This window comes from Micromonospora sp. WMMD1155 (assembly GCF_029581275.1).
Taxonomy (GTDB): Bacteria; Actinomycetota; Actinomycetes; order Mycobacteriales; family Micromonosporaceae; genus Micromonospora.
In genome coordinates this window covers 1,914,333-1,928,723 of record NZ_CP120742.1, presented here as the reverse complement: position 1 = coordinate 1,928,723, position 14,391 = coordinate 1,914,333, and the positions used below count along the sequence as shown (strand labels likewise).

Annotated in this window: 14 protein-coding genes; 10 read left to right on the top strand and 4 right to left on the bottom strand. The window is 70.7% G+C overall.

Translation table 11 applies throughout. The features are described 5' to 3' along the window. Nucleotides 1-273: 273 nt before the first annotated feature. The gene (locus O7617_RS08520) at nucleotides 274-1,323 is read right to left on the bottom strand and encodes a LacI family DNA-binding transcriptional regulator (protein ID WP_282262670.1); all 1,050 of its coding nucleotides are present in this window, start codon (nucleotides 1,321-1,323) and stop codon (nucleotides 274-276) included. A 115-nt stretch (nucleotides 1,324-1,438) separates the two neighbouring features. Between O7617_RS08520 and O7617_RS08515 the strand changes: the two genes are divergently transcribed. The 8 genes from O7617_RS08515 (at nucleotide 1,439) to O7617_RS08480 (ending at nucleotide 10,861) form a co-directional block, all read left to right on the top strand. Beyond that, a complete protein-coding gene (locus O7617_RS08515) occupies nucleotides 1,439-1,780 on the top strand; it encodes a hypothetical protein (RefSeq protein WP_282262669.1) in 342 nt (113 codons plus the stop codon). A gap of 278 nt (nucleotides 1,781-2,058) precedes the next feature. Continuing rightward, nucleotides 2,059-3,126, top strand: a complete 1,068-nt coding sequence (locus O7617_RS08510) for a BMP family ABC transporter substrate-binding protein (protein WP_278147888.1) — start codon at nucleotides 2,059-2,061, stop codon at nucleotides 3,124-3,126. A gap of 189 nt (nucleotides 3,127-3,315) precedes the next feature. Beyond that, the gene (locus O7617_RS08505) at nucleotides 3,316-4,947 is read left to right on the top strand and encodes an ABC transporter ATP-binding protein (RefSeq protein ID WP_282264677.1); all 1,632 of its coding nucleotides are present in this window, start codon (nucleotides 3,316-3,318) and stop codon (nucleotides 4,945-4,947) included. 76 nt (nucleotides 4,948-5,023) lie between these two features. Next, nucleotides 5,024-6,400, top strand: a complete 1,377-nt coding sequence (locus O7617_RS08500) for an ABC transporter permease (protein WP_282262668.1) — start codon at nucleotides 5,024-5,026, stop codon at nucleotides 6,398-6,400. A gap of 3 nt (nucleotides 6,401-6,403) precedes the next feature. Then, nucleotides 6,404-7,684: an ABC transporter permease gene (locus O7617_RS08495; protein ID WP_282262667.1), complete on the top strand. Its 1,281-nt coding sequence runs from the start codon at nucleotides 6,404-6,406 to the stop codon at nucleotides 7,682-7,684. Between the two features lie 263 nt (nucleotides 7,685-7,947). Further along, nucleotides 7,948-8,652: a cytidine deaminase gene (locus tag O7617_RS08490; protein WP_282262666.1), complete on the top strand. Its 705-nt coding sequence runs from the start codon at nucleotides 7,948-7,950 to the stop codon at nucleotides 8,650-8,652. A gap of 136 nt (nucleotides 8,653-8,788) precedes the next feature. Beyond that, the gene (locus tag O7617_RS08485; RefSeq protein ID WP_282262665.1) at nucleotides 8,789-10,069 is read left to right on the top strand and encodes a thymidine phosphorylase; all 1,281 of its coding nucleotides are present in this window, start codon (nucleotides 8,789-8,791) and stop codon (nucleotides 10,067-10,069) included. A 111-nt stretch (nucleotides 10,070-10,180) separates the two neighbouring features. Next, a complete protein-coding gene (locus tag O7617_RS08480; protein WP_278143839.1) occupies nucleotides 10,181-10,861 on the top strand; it encodes a DUF4272 domain-containing protein in 681 nt (226 codons plus the stop codon). Nucleotides 10,862-10,863: 2 nt separating this feature from the next. Here O7617_RS08480 and O7617_RS08475 read toward each other — a convergent pair whose 3' ends face one another. After that, nucleotides 10,864-11,817, bottom strand: a complete 954-nt coding sequence (locus O7617_RS08475; RefSeq protein WP_282262661.1) for a putative RNA methyltransferase — start codon at nucleotides 11,815-11,817, stop codon at nucleotides 10,864-10,866. Nucleotide 11,818: 1 nt separating this feature from the next. Further along, entirely contained in the window at nucleotides 11,819-12,307 is a 489-nt protein-coding gene (locus tag O7617_RS08470; RefSeq protein WP_282262660.1) for a MarR family transcriptional regulator, read from the bottom strand. A gap of 58 nt (nucleotides 12,308-12,365) precedes the next feature. Here O7617_RS08470 and O7617_RS08465 point away from each other — a divergent pair, with 58 nt between their 5' ends. Beyond that, entirely contained in the window at nucleotides 12,366-12,782 is a 417-nt protein-coding gene (locus O7617_RS08465) for a PPOX class F420-dependent oxidoreductase (protein ID WP_282262659.1), read from the top strand. A gap of 45 nt (nucleotides 12,783-12,827) precedes the next feature. After that, complete coding sequence (locus O7617_RS08460; RefSeq protein ID WP_282262657.1) at nucleotides 12,828-13,901, top strand: adenosine deaminase; 1,074 nt, start codon at nucleotides 12,828-12,830, stop codon at nucleotides 13,899-13,901. 5 nt (nucleotides 13,902-13,906) lie between these two features. Here the strand turns inward: O7617_RS08460 and O7617_RS08455 are convergent, their stop codons facing one another. Beyond that, entirely contained in the window at nucleotides 13,907-14,242 is a 336-nt protein-coding gene (locus tag O7617_RS08455; RefSeq protein ID WP_282262656.1) for a hypothetical protein, read from the bottom strand. Between the last annotated feature and the right edge of the window lie 149 nt (nucleotides 14,243-14,391).

Here is a 14,391-nt window from a genome sequence, read left to right as displayed (position 1 = left end):
GGCGTCGGTGCCTCGTGCGGTACCCGGGGTGGCGGCGGCGCACACATCGGCCCAGACGGACACCGGCGCCGCGCGGAGTCGAATCCGCGTGGCGCCGGTACCACCTCGCCCCCCACCACAAGGGGCCGGCAGCCCAGTCGCCCGTCGGCGCGGGGCACGACGGACGACCAGGTCGAGAACGAGGTACCCGCTGAGCGCCGTTCCAACCAGGCGTCCGCGCGGTGGGCGACGACCTGCCGGCCGGACCGGGCGTCAGAGGTGCGGGCCGGCAGGCTAGGCGGACCTCGCGTAGGGGAGCCGCCGCGCGGGGTTCGGGACGACCGCGGTGGAGCCGCGCACCACCAGTTCCGGGCGGAACAGGTACTCCGAGTGCGGGGCGCCGTGCCCGTTGATCTCGTCCACCAGGGCCCGGACGGCGGCCACCGCCATCGCGGTGACGGGCTGCCGCATGGTGGTCAGCGGCGGGTCGGTGAACGCCATCAGTGGTGAGTCGTCGTAGCCGACCACGGAGAGGTCATCGGGGACGCCGAGGCCGCGTTGGCGGGCCGCCCGGATCGCGCCGAGCGCCATCAGGTCGGAGCCGCAGACGATGCCGGTGACGCCCCGGCCCAGCAGGCGACCGGCCGCCGCCTCGCCGCCCTCCACACCGAACAGCGACAACTCGGCCAGCGGGCCCAGTTCGGATTCGGCGACGCCGGTCAGACGGGTCATCGCCGAGCGCCAGCCGGCCGCCTTGCGTTGCACGGGAACGAACCGGTCCGGGCCGGTGATCAGACCGATCCGTCGGTGCCCGAGCGCCACCAGGTGCGCGACGGCCAGTTCGGCCGCCTCCCGGTCGTCGCAGGAGACGAAGGGGGCGCCGATGCCGGGTACGTACCCGTTGATCATCACGACCGGCAACGGTCGGGCGAGCAGCGCGCGGTAGCGGTCGTGGTTCGCGGCGGCGTCGGCGTGCAGACCGGAGACGAAGACGATCCCGGAGACCTGCCGGTCCAGCAGCATCTCCACGTACTCGTCCTCGGTCACCCCACCGGCGGTCTGGGTGCAGAGCACCGGTGTGAAGCCGCTCTGCGCCAGGGTCGACTCGATGACCTGGGCGAAAGCGGGGAAGATCGGGTTGTCCAGCTCCGGCACCACCAGGCCGACCAGGCCGGCGCTGCGTTTACGCAGTCGGGCCGGGCGCTCGTAGCCGAGCACGTCGAGTGCGGTGAGGACGGCCTGGCGGGTCTCCGCGGCCACGCCGGGGCGGTCGTTGAGCACCCTCGACACCGTCGCCTCGCTGACGTCGGCCTGCTGGGCGATGTCGGAGAGGCGAGCGCGCATGGCGGCACTGTATCCGCAAGCTCTCCCGATGCCATCCCGGCGACGGGGCGCCGGGACACGCCACGCCGGCCGACCCCCTACTACAAACCGTCGTTGATAGGAGAGGATGTGCGGCGTGGAAGCACTTCGACTAATCCTCCTCTATGTCCATCTGATCGGCTTCGCCCTGCTGCTCGGCGGCTCGATCGCCCAGTACGTCAGCGGCCCGATCCGGATCAACCAGGCCATGCTCTGGGGAGCGGTGATCCAGCTGCTGACCGGGCTCGGGCTCTCCGCCCCGCTCCGCGACGGCGACGAGCCGGCACCCGCGAAACTCGTGACGAAGCTGGTGATCGCTCTGCTGATCTTCGTCATGGTCTTCTTCTCCCGGAAGCGGGACGTGGTGAACCGCGGCCACTTCCTGGCAATCGTCGGCCTGACCCTGGTCAACGCGGCGGTCGCGGTCTTTTGGCGGTAACGTCCGGGGAGGGGACCGCCCCCCGAGAAACGGACGTTGCGGACGCCTTGGCGCTCGGTTACCAGCACGAAGAGTGACTTGCCCCACGCAAGGGTTACACCCGGGTAACAGGCGCTCAACAGTCGTGCACGATTGTCGGCCGGTGGGTGGGCGCGGGCGTACGCTCCCGTCCGTAACGTGGGACAGCCGGCGGCACACCCGCAGGCCGGCTGATGGGCTGCCACCGCACAAGGCGCGGTGAGCAATGGGAAGGAGACGTCTTGCGCTCGGTGCGTGGGATGCGGATCGCTTCGATTATCGCGGTGGGTGGGCTCGCGCTCACCGCCGCCGCTTGTGGCGAGGCCCCCGAGGATGACAACAACGCCGGCAGTGGCGCCAAGAAGTTCAGCGCCTGCATGGTGACCGACGTCGGCGGCATCGACGACAAGTCGTTCAACGCCTCGGCCTGGAAGGGTCTGCAGGAGGCCAAGGCCGCCAACGACAACATCGACATCAAGTTCGTCGCGTCGAAGGCCGAGGCCGACTACGAGCCGAACCTGACGCAGTACGTCAACCAGAAGTGCAACTTCATCCTCGCGGTCGGTGGCCTGATGGCCAACGCCACCTCGAAGATCGCCAAGGCGAACCCGAACCAGGAGTTCGGCATCGTCGACGCGAACCCGGGTGACGCCAACGTCTACCCGATGCAGTTCGACACCGCCCAGGCCGCGTTCCAGGCCGGTTACCTGGCCGCCGGGATGAGCAAGTCCGGCAAGGTGGCCACCTACGGCGCGCTGCCGATCCCGCCGGTCACCATCTTCATGGACGGCTTCGTCGACGGCGTGGCGTACTACAACACCACCAAGAAGAAGAACGTCCAGGCGCTCGGCTGGAACAAGGAGACCCAGAAGGGCTCCTTCACCAACGACTTCGCCAAGCAGGACGAGGGCAAGAAGGTCTCCGACGCGCTGGTCGCCCAGGGCGCGGACATCATCATGCCGGTCGCCGGCGGCTCCGGCCTCGGCACCACCGCCGCGGCCAAGGCGTCGGGCGGCAAGTACAACACCATCTGGGTGGACGTCGACGGCTGCGAGAGCACCCCGGACTGCTCCGCGATCATCACCACCGTGGTCAAGAACATCCCGGAGGCCGTCAAGGAGGCCGTGGTGAAGGCCGCGGCCGGTGACAAGCTGCCGGCCAAGCCGGGCTTCGTCGGCACCCTGGCCAACAACGGTGTCTCGATCGCCCCGTACCACGACTTCGACAGCAAGGTTCCGGCCGAGCTGAAGGCCGAGGTCGACAAGATCAAGGCGGACATCGCCGCCGGCACCATCACCGTCACCTCGAAGGCCCAGCCGACCAAGTGACAACCGGCCGCCTGCTCCGATGAGATCATCGGGGAGGTCGGCGGGGAACAGGTACGACCGATCGGCCGCTTCGGCCCTGCGGGTGACCGTGGGGTCGGAGCGGCCGATCGCGCACCACGTCGGCCGGGCCGGTCCGGCCGGGCAGACGGCAGCTAGGCTGCACCATCGCTCGCACTCCAGGAGGTTGCGCTGAGACTCGAACTGCGCGGCATCACCAAGCGGTTCGGTGATCTGGTCGCCAACGACCACATCGACCTGACGGTGGAGCCTGGAGAGATTCACGCCCTGCTCGGCGAGAACGGCGCGGGCAAGTCGACCCTGATGAACGTGCTCTACGGGCTCTACCAGCCCGACGAGGGCGAGATCCTGGTCGACGGCGAGCCGTTGAAGCTGAAGGGCCCGTCCGACGCGATCGGCGCCGGGATCGGCATGGTGCACCAGCACTTCATGCTGGTGCCGGTGTTCACCGTCGCCGAGAACATCATGCTCGGCGCCGAGCAGACCCGGGGCGGCATCGCCGGTTTCCTGGACCGGCGTCGCGCCCGGCGCGAGGTCGCCGAGGTGTCCGAGCGCTACAACCTGCGCGTCGACCCGGACGCGGTGATCGAGGACCTGCCGGTCGGCATCCAGCAGCGAGTCGAGATCGTCAAGGCGCTCACCCGCGACGTCGACCTGCTCATCCTGGACGAGCCGACCGCGGTGCTCACCCCGCAGGAGACCGAGGAGCTGCTGACGGTCATGCGGTCGCTCAAGGCGGCCGGCAAGTCGATCGTCTTCATCACCCACAAGCTCGGCGAGGTCAAGGCCATCGCCGACCGGATCACGGTGATCCGACGCGGCAAGACCGTCGGCACCGCCTCACCGGAGGCCAGCCGCGACGAGCTGGCCGCGCTGATGGTCGGGCGCAACGTCCGGCTCACCGTGGACAAGGCCCCGGCCACCCCGGGCGAGCCGGTCCTGGAGGTCGCCGGTCTGGTCGTCGACGACGACCGGCAGATCCGCGCGGTCGACGGGGTGGACCTGACCGTGCGCGCGGGTGAGGTGCTCGGCGTCGCGGGCGTACAGGGCAACGGTCAGACCGAGCTGATCGAGGCGATCATGGGCCTGCGGCCGGTGCTCGCCGGCACGGTCAGCCTGGCGGGCGACCGGATCGACGGCTGGAAGCCCAAGAAGGTGCTCCGGGCGGGCGTCGGTTACGTGCCCGAGGACCGCAGCGTGGACGGCCTGGTCAAGGAGTTCAGCGTCGCGGAGAACCTGGTGCTGGACATCTACGACCGGCCGCCGTTCGGCGCCGGGCTCGCGCTGAAGCCGGACGCCATCGCGGCCTCCGCGAAGGAGCGGATCGAGCAGTTCGACGTCCGCACCTCATCCGCCGACGCGGCGGTGGGCACCCTCTCCGGCGGCAACCAGCAGAAGGTGATCGTGGCCCGGGAGCTGTCCCGGCCGCTGAAGCTCTTCATCGCCGCCCAGCCGACCCGTGGCGTCGACGTCGGGTCGATCGAGTTCATCCACAGCCAGATCATCCACGAGCGCGACATCGGCACCGCCGTCATGGTGGTCTCCAGCGAACTCGACGAGGTCATCGGTCTGGCCGACCGGATCGCCGTGATGTACCGCGGTCGGATCATCGGCATCGTCGGCCCGGACACCCCGCGCGAGGAGATCGGCCTGTTGATGGCCGGCATCAGCCCGGACGCCGCACACGAGGCCGTCGCGGCACCGGCCGCCGACCAGGCCGCCGCACCCGCCGCGGGCGAGTCCGGCGTGGCAGACGGGAGCCCGGCGAGTGACGCGGGCTCCGCGAGCGAGGACAAGGCATGAGCGAGCGCCAGCGAGCGAATAGTCGATACCGGGGTTTGGTGCCTCATGGCGTCACGCAGCGAAGCGGAGTGACGGCATGAGCGACTCCCCCAACCCGCAGTCGGGTTCGCCGGACAAGGAGCCGGCGAGCGAGGCGCAGGCCGCGCAGAACGCGCTCGGCAACACCGAACGGGCCGAGGTGGCGACCCAGCCGGACCGCTCCACCTCGACGCCGGGGGAGAGCCCGGAGCCGAAGCCCAGCCTGGGCCGGTTGTTCCTGGACAACCTCTGGGCGGCGAACACCTTCACGGTGACGCTGCTGTCGTTGGTGCTGGCCATCGTGGTCGGCGCGGTGCTGATGATCGTTTCCGATCCGGCGGTGCTGTCGACGTACTCGTACATCACCTCGCGCCCGTCCGACGCGATCAACTCCAGTTGGACGTTGGTCAGCGAGGCGTACGCGAACCTGTTCAAGGGCTCGGTGTTCGACCCCGAGGCGTTCACCGGCTGGTTGAACGGCTCCAACGGGTGGGAGCCGGTGCTCGCGCCGATCTCGGAGACGCTCACCTACAGCGCGCCGCTGGTCTTCACCGGCCTGTCGGTGGCGTTGGCCTTCCGGGGCGGCCTGTTCAACATCGGCGCGCAGGGTCAGGCCACCATCGGCGTGATCATCGCGGCGCTGGCCGGCTTCCTGCTGCCGCTGCCGCCCGGCCTGCACCTGCTGGTGGCGGTGCTGGCCGGCGCGCTCGGTGGGGCGATCTGGGGGTTCATCCCCGGCATCCTCAAGGCCCGCGCCGGTGCGCACGAGGTGATCAACACGATCATGCTCAACTACGTCGCCACGTACTTCCTCACGTGGTTGATCGTGCAGAACGGCGTACAGGACCCGACCCGTACCGACGCGATCAGCAAGGCGGTGGACCCCTCCGCCCAACTGCCCCGACTGCTCGGCGACAACCTGCGGGTGCACGCGGGCATCCTGCTCGCCGTGCTGGCGACCTGGGCGGTCGCCTGGTTGCTGAACCGGTCGACGCTCGGCTTCGAGCTGCGGGCGGTCGGCGCCAACCCGGACGCCGCTCGTACCGCCGGCATCAGCGTCACGCGGACGTACATCCTGATCATGGTCTTCGCCGGCATCCTGGCGGGTCTCGGCGGTTCGAACATGGTGCTCGGCTCCACCGCCAGCGCGTTGACCCCGCTGGTGGTCGCGCAGATCGGCTTCGACGGCATCCTGGTGGCGCTGCTCGGGCGGGTGAAGCCCTGGGGTGTGCTGCTGGCCGCGCTGCTGTTCGGGGCGTTGCAGGCCGGAGGTAACCGGATGCAGTCGTACTCCGGGATCTCGCTGGAGCTGGTGACCGTGCTCCAGGCGCTGATCGTCATCTTCATCGCCGCGCCGGCCCTGGTGAAGGCGATCTTCCAGCTCCGGGCCGCACGCGCCGCCCGGTTGCAGACGAGCCTGGCGAAGGGCTGGTAACTCATGTCCACCATGGCTGTCCCCGATATCGCCGTCGCACCGGTCGACGAGGGTTTCTGGACCCGTAACCGCAAGGTCGGCATCACGCTGCTGGGGCTCGGCGTGCTGGCGGCGGTGCTCTTCGGTGCGCTCGCCACCGACCAACAGGCCCGGTTCACGCTCAGCGACGACGCGGCCGGCACCGCACTGGAGATCAACGGCACGATCGGGGCGATCCTGTTCGGGATCATCACGATCGCCGCCGGTGCGGCGCTGCTCGCCGGGGTGCCGAAGCGGTGGTTCCTCCTCGTGCTCGGGGTCGGGCTGGTCGCCTTCGTTCTCTCCTTCCTCTGCTGGCAGGTCTCCGCCGCACCGGCCGGGCAGAACTTCATGCCGCTGGTCAACATCATCCGGGGTACGTTCATCCTGGCCCTGCCGTTGATCTTCGGTGCGCTCGCCGGGGTGCTCTGCGAACGCTCCGGCGTGGTCAATGTGGCGATCGAGGGCCAACTGCTGATGGGTGCCTTCAGTGGCGCCCTGTTCGGCAGCATCTCCGGCAGTGTCTGGGTGGGCCTGGTCGCCGCCGCCATCGGCGGCGCGTTCATCTCGCTGCTGCTGGCCGTCTTCGCCATCCGTTACCTGGTCGACCAGGTCGTCATGGGCATCGTGCTGAACCTGCTGGCGGTCGGCGTCACCGGCTTCCTCTACGAGCGGCTGATGCAGACCGACGCGGCGAAGTACAACAGCGCACCCCGCTTCAGCAACTGGGAGATCCCGCTGCTGAAGGACATCCCGGTGCTCGGGCCGGCGCTGTTCCGCGGCAACATCTTCCTCTACCTCGGGCTGCTGCTCGTGCTGGTGATCCACATCGGGCTCTTCCGCACCCGGTGGGGTCTGCGTACGCGCTCGGTCGGCGAGCACCCGATCGCCGCCGACACGCTCGGCGTCAAGGTGCTGCGGATCCGCTACCGCAACGTGCTGCTGGCCGGAGTGGTCGCCGGGATCGGCGGCGCGTCGTACACCCTCGCGCTCTACTCGTTCACCAAGAACATGATCGGCGGTAAGGGCTTCATCGCCCTGGCCGCGCTGATCTTCGGCCGGTGGAACCCGACCGGTGCGCTGCTCGCCGCGCTGTTCTTCGGCTTCGCCGACCAGCTCGCCACCTACCTGGGCGCGATCAGCAGCTCGATCCCCAGCCAGTTCCTGGCCATGCTGCCCTACCTGGCGACCATCCTCGCCGTCGCCGGGCTGGTCGGCCGGGTCCGCGCACCGGCGGCCGACGGCAAGCCGTACATCAAGGGCTGACGCCCGAGCCGTGCCCGGCGGGCCTTTCCGCCGGGCACGCTTCGTGCGCCGTCCAGCCCCTCCCACACGTTCTTCCATGGTCAAGTGATGAGAAGTAGGCGTCAGAGGCGTCTCTCACCTACTTTTCATCACTTGATCACGAATGCGGGAGCGCGAGCGGGAGCGAATGCGGGAGCGGGAGTGGAGTGGGGAGTCAAGCGGGAGTGGGAGTGGGCGGGAGCCCTGCCCGCTTCTGACCTGGGCTACTTCGGCAGAATGGCAGCATGACCGACATTGACTGGGCGCGGTTGCGCGCCGCCGCGACCGACGCGATGCGGCACGCCTACGCGCCGTACTCGACGTTCCCGGTGGGTGCCGCCGCGCTGGTCGACGACGGCCGCGTGGTGGTGGGTTGCAACGTGGAGAACGCCGCGTACGGTGTGACGCTCTGCGCGGAGTGTGGGGTGGTCTCCAGCCTGCACGCCACCGGCGGCGGTCGACTCGTCGCGCTGTCCTGCGTCGACGCCACCGGCCAACCGCTGATGCCGTGCGGTCGCTGCCGCCAGTTGCTCTGGGAGCACGGCGGCCCGGAGTGCCTGATCGAGACCAAGGGCGACCCGCTGCGGATGGCCGAGTTGCTGCCGCACGCCTTCGGCGTGGAGGACCTGGAAGCCGTCACCGGGGAGACGCCGGTGCCGGTGGTGCCGGAGCGGTTGGCCGCATGGCGTGGGCGCGGCACCGTCTTCGTGCACGCCGACCTGTCCGCCGGCCGGCAGGTCTGGACGGCGTACTGGGAACGCTCGGCCGGAGACGACGCGGGCGCCGAGACCGGTGTGCTGGAGGAGGCGCCGAGCTGGGATGATCCGGCCGAGGCGATCACCTGGGGGATGGCCCGCACGCCCCGGGTCGTGGTGGTGGACGAGACCGGCACGATCTTCTGGGCCGGTGAGGGTGAGCCGCCGGCGGAGATCCCGGTTCGTTGGGGTTGAGCTTTGGGGATTGGGCCGACCGTGCCCGGCTCCGGGCGGTCAGGCTTGATCCCTCCGCCGGGCACGGTCGGCCCAATCCCTCGGTGCTCGCTGTCCGTGGGCCGGGATCCCAGACGACGAGGAAAGATATTTCTTGATGAGTGGGTTTGCTGCTGTTGACGTTATTCGGGCCAAGCGGGACGGCGGGGTGCTGTCGGACGCGCAGATCGACTGGGTGGTCGACGCGTACACCCGGGGAGCTGTCGCGGACGAGCAGATGTCCGCCCTGGCGATGGCGATCCTGCTCAACGGCATGACCGGGCCGGAGATCGCCCGCTGGACCGCCGCGATGATCGCCAGCGGCGAGCGCCTCGACCTCTCGGCGGTACGCCGGCCGACAGTCGACAAGCACTCCACCGGTGGTGTCGGCGACAAGATCACGCTGCCGCTCACTCCGCTGGTGGCGGCGTGCGGAGCGGCCGTGCCGCAGTTGAGCGGCCGGGGTCTCGGGCACACCGGTGGCACGTTGGACAAGTTGGAGTCCATCCCGGGTTGGCGGGCCACGGTCAGCAACGACGAGTTCATCAAGCAACTGGACGACGTCGGCGCGGTGATCTGCGCGGCGGGCGCCGGGCTCGCACCAGCGGACCGCAAGCTGTACGCGCTGCGCGACGTGACCGGCACGGTCGAGGCGATCCCGCTGATCGCCAGCTCGATCATGAGCAAGAAGATCGCCGAGGGCACCGGTGCGCTGGTCCTCGACGTCAAGGTCGGCTCGGGCGCCTTCATGAAGTCCGTCGACCAGGCCCGCGAGCTGGCGCGCACCATGGTCGAGTTGGGCGGCGCGCACGGCGTCCGGACGGTCGCCCTGCTCACCGACATGTCCACCCCGCTCGGCCTGGCGATCGGCAACGCCGTCGAGGTGACCGAGTCGGTCGAGGTGCTGGCCGGTGGTGGGCCGGCCGACGTGGTGGAGCTGACTCTCGCCCTGGCTCGGGAGATGCTCGACGCGGCGGGACTGCCGGACGCCGACCCGGCGGCGGCGTTGCGCGACGGTCGGGCGATGGACTCCTGGCGGGCGATGATCCGGGCGCAGGGCGGTGACCCGGACGCTCCGATGCCGAGGGCCGCCGAGGTCGAGGTGGTCCGCGCCGATCGGGACGGGTACGTCGCCGCCGTCGACGCGTACGCCATGGGGGTTGCGGCGTGGCGGCTCGGCGCGGGTCGGGCCCGCAAGGAGGACCCGGTCAGCGTGCCGTCCGGTGTGGTTCTGCACAAGCGACCGGGGGACCCGGTGCGGGCCGGTGACGCGCTCTACGAGGTGCGGGCCGAGGACGCGACGCGGATCCCGGCGGCGTTGGCGGAGGCCGCGAGTGCGGTGCGCGTCGCGCCGACGGCTCCGGCGTCGACCCCGCTGGTCATCGAGCGGGTCGGCTGACCGGAACAAGGGCCGGGGTGGGCGTGGTGCCGGTCACCTGGGAGCGCTATTGTCGCAGGCCAAGGGGGGACACCGGCCGTGCGCCGGCGCGAGCAGACAGGAAGATCCGCCGTGACCGTTGCTGCCCCCGACCCACGTGAGGTGCGCGAGGCGAGCCTGGAGGAGCTGTCCCGGCTCGGCCTGCCTCTGCCGCCGGCTCAGTTCCCGCTGGTGTGGGAGCCGGGTGACGAGATCGACCTGCGCCCCACGGGGGAGATCGAGGCGCGGATCGCCGTTCTGCACCTGATCCTGGCCCGGTGCTTCGGGATGCCCCCGCAGGCGGCGATGAGCTGGCTGCTCGGCTCACACCTGGTGGAGATGGTGACCCCGCCGGAGTGGCAGTTCGTGATGGGCGGCAAGGGCGACCACCGGTCGTTCGTGCTGCACCACGACGCGCTCTTCGCGCTGGCCTGGGTGCTCGGGTTGAGCAAGCAGCTCGACCCCACCCTGGCCGTCGACGAACGGCTGGTCGAGCAACTGCCGCACATCGCCGGCGGGGAGACCTTCCCGCACTGGCGCTCCCGGATCCTCACCGCGCCGCAGCACCCGGCGGACGCGGCGGCTCTGCTCGACCTGCACTACTGCCTGGACTGGGCCTACCTGGAGACCGAGCGCGACGGCCGCCGGGCACCGGGGCTGGTCGACGCGAACGCGATCGGGCAGCGCCGCTGGGCACTGGAGTGGGCGGTGATCCTGCGCGGGCCGTACCACGACGAGCCTCCGGGTTGGGAAGAGGTCGACCTCTCCACCTGAGGTCAGCGGGGTCGGTACGCGGCCACCCGGACCGCCACCGTCACCCGGACGGGCTCGGGCAGTGCGGCCAGTCGCTCGGTGCGGGAGACCTGATCGGTGTGCCACGCGCTCGGGCCCATCCCGACCAGGCTGGCGGCCTCCGCCCGGGTCAGGGCCAGCTCCGCTCGGTGCCCGGTGGAGCTGACCTCGGTGAAGTGCCCGCCCAGGGTGGCGGTCACCCGGTCCGCCTTCTCGGGGTCCACCCGGAGCAGGTCGAGCGCGTCCACCAACTCGGCGAGGTGGTCGGTGTCCGGTGTGACCACGAGCAGGGTGCCGGCCGGGTCGAGCACCCGGTGGAACTCCGGGCCGTTGCGCGGTGCGAAGACGTTCAGCAGTACGGCGGTCGAGGTGTCCGCCAGTGGTAGCCGCTGCCAGGTGTCGGCGAGCGCGGCGGCGGCCCGGGGATGCGCGCGGGCCGCGCGACGCAGCGCCGGCTTGGACACGTCCAGGGCCAGACCCACGGCGTCCGGCAGCGCCGCCAGCACCGCGCCGAGGTACCGGCCGGTGCCGGCGCCAGCGTCCACCACCAGGGGGTACGCGTCGACGTCGGGCACCGGGGGCTCGACGCGTACCCCCGGGGTGGTGTCCTTTGCTCTGCTTACCTCGGTGCGACGGTGCCGCCCGGAACCGGCCGACGCGTGGAGACGGCCGACGGCCTCGGTGGCGGCGGTGGCGAGGGCGGCGGAGATGACGTCGTAGTGACCGGCGGCCTGGAAGTCCGCCCGAGCAGCGATCATCTCGGCGGTGTCCCCGACGTGCGGGGCCCGACCGGCGAGCAGGTTGACGTAACCCTGGCGGGCGATGTCGAAGCTGTGCCGGCGCGGGCAGCGCAACGCCCGGGCGGTGCCGGCGGTCGTCTCGTTCAGCGGCTCACCGCAGACCGGGCAGCGCAGTCGGTGCAGGATGCGGGGATCCACGTCAGGTCGCCGGCTCGTGCCGGGGGCGGGGCGTCCGGCCGCCGAGGTGGTCGACGACCCGGTGGGTGAGTGCCCCGAGGGCTTCGACCTCGGCCGGGGTGAGCAGGTCGATGAGGTTTCGACGGACGGCGGCCAGGTGGCCGGGGGCCGCGGCCTCGATGGCCTCCCGGCCGGCCGGGGTGAGCACGACCATCGAGCCCCGGGCGTCGTCCGGGCACTCCTCCCGGGTCACCAGGCCACGGTGCTGCATGCGGGTGAGGTGGTGCGAGAGCCGACTGCGGGACCAGAGCATCCGGTCGGCCAGGTCGCGGAGGCGCAGCCGTCCCTCGGGTGACTCGGAGAGGTCGGACAGCACGTCGTAGTCGGGCTCGGAGAGACCGCTGTCCTGTGTCAGGTCCCGGGCCAACTCCAGGTCGAGCAGGCGACGCATCCGGCGGTAGCCCCGCCAGGCGCGGTCCTCCCGCTCGTCCAGCCACCGTGGCGCGTCCATGCCGCCAGCCTACCCGGATCGTTGACATGTCATCGAGCTGACCCCTACGGTCGATGACATGTCAACGAATTCTCTCTGGCGGCTCTTCGGCGAACGCGGGCGCGGGGTCCTGGTCACAGTGCGCCGGGACGGCCGACCCCAACTGTCGAACCTCGACTACCTGGCCGAGCCGGGGCTCATTCGATGCTCGACGGTCGGCGACCGGGCCAAGGCCCGCAACCTGCGCCGCGACCCCCGGGCGAGCTTCCACGTGACCACCGCCGATGGTGGCGCGTACGCGGTCGCCGACGGCACCGCCAGCCTCACCCCGCCCGCCGCCACCGAGGACGACGCCACGGTGGAGGAGTTGGTCGAGGTCTACCGGCGCATCCGTGGTGAGCACCCCGACTGGGCGGAGTACCGGGCCGCCATGGTCACCGACGGCCGGTTGGTCATCCGACTCGCCGTCGAACGCGTCTACGGCTGGCCCGGATGAGCGGCCTGGTCCGGTGGACGGCGGCCGGCTGACTAGGGTCTGACCATGGTCGCAACAATCCGGTACGAGGACATCGTCAAAGCTCCGAAGGCACTGCTGCACGACCACCTCGACGGCGGGCTGCGGCCGGCGACAATCGTCGACCTGGCCGCCGAGGTGGGCCACGAGCTGCCCGCCACCGATCCCGAGGCGCTGGGACGCTGGTTCGCGGAGGCGGCCGACTCCGGTTCCCTGGAGCGCTACCTCGAGACGTTCGCGCACACCGTGGCGGTCATGCAGACCGCGCCGGCACTACGGCGGGTCGCCCGCGAGTGCGCGCTGGACCTGGCGGCCGACGGGGTGGTCTACGCCGAGGTGCGCTTCGCCCCGGAGCAGCACCTGGAGCATGACCTCAGCCTGGACGAGGTGGTCGAGGCGGTGCTGGCCGGGTTCGCCGAGGGCACCGCCCAGGCCGTCGAGGCGGGCCTGACCATCCGGGTGGGCACCCTGCTCACGGCGATGCGGCACGCCGCCCGCTCCCAGGAGATCGCCGAGCTGGCCGTGCGGCACCGGGACGCCGGGGTGGTCGGCTTCGACATCGCCGGTGCCGAGGCGGGCTTCCCGCCCACCCGCCACCTGGACGCCTTCGAGTATCTCCAGCGGGAGAACTTCCACTTCACCATCCACGCCGGCGAGGCGTTCGGTCTGCCCTCGATCTGGCAGGCGATCCAGTGGTGCGGAGCGGACCGGCTCGGCCACGGCGTGCGGATCGTCGACGACATCGCCCCCGACGGCGCGCTCGGTCGACTGGCCGCGTACGTCCGGGACAAGCGGATCCCCCTGGAACTGTGCCCCTCGTCGAACGTGCAGACCGGTGCGGTGCCCTCCATCGCGGACCACCCGATCGGCCTGCTGCGGGACCTGCGCTTCCGGGTGACCGTCAACACCGACAACCGGCTGATGAGCGGCACCTCCATGTCGCGGGAGATGTCGCTGCTGGTGGACGCGTTCGGCTACGGCTGGAAGGAGTTGCAGTGGTTCACCATCAACGCGATGAAGAGCGCCTTCATCCCGTTCGACGAGCGGCTGCGGATCATCGATGAGGTGATCAAGCCGGCGTACGCCGAGTTGCTGGCCTGACCGCCTCAGCCGTGCGGGTGGCCGGCGAGCAGGCCGGCCACCCGGCGCAGCACCTCGCGTGCGCGGGCCGCCTCCGCGCCCAACCCGGTCTGCCGACGCAGGACCGCGGGCTCGGCCCGCAGGAGCGCCACGCCCCGCCGGACCAGCACCCGGGGAGCCTTGCGCTGTTCGGACAGATCGCGGGCCAGCCGACGGAGGAAGGTCGCCCCGCGCGGGCGACGCAGCGCGTACGCCCCGGCAAGCAGCCCACGGCGTCGACACTCCTCGACGATCTCGGCGGCGAAGATCCCTTCGGCCACGAAAAGTGGCGATCCGTCGACGTCGAATGGCCGGGTGGCCACCCTGCGGTCCGCACCGATCGCATAAACCGGCACTTCGGCTCGGCCTTCGCGAGCTAGACGAGCAATGATTTCCACCGCTGTCGAGGCGTCCCAGGACTGGGGGGATTCCCAATCCACCTGGCCGTTTCGTCGCGGCAACGTAGGGTCAT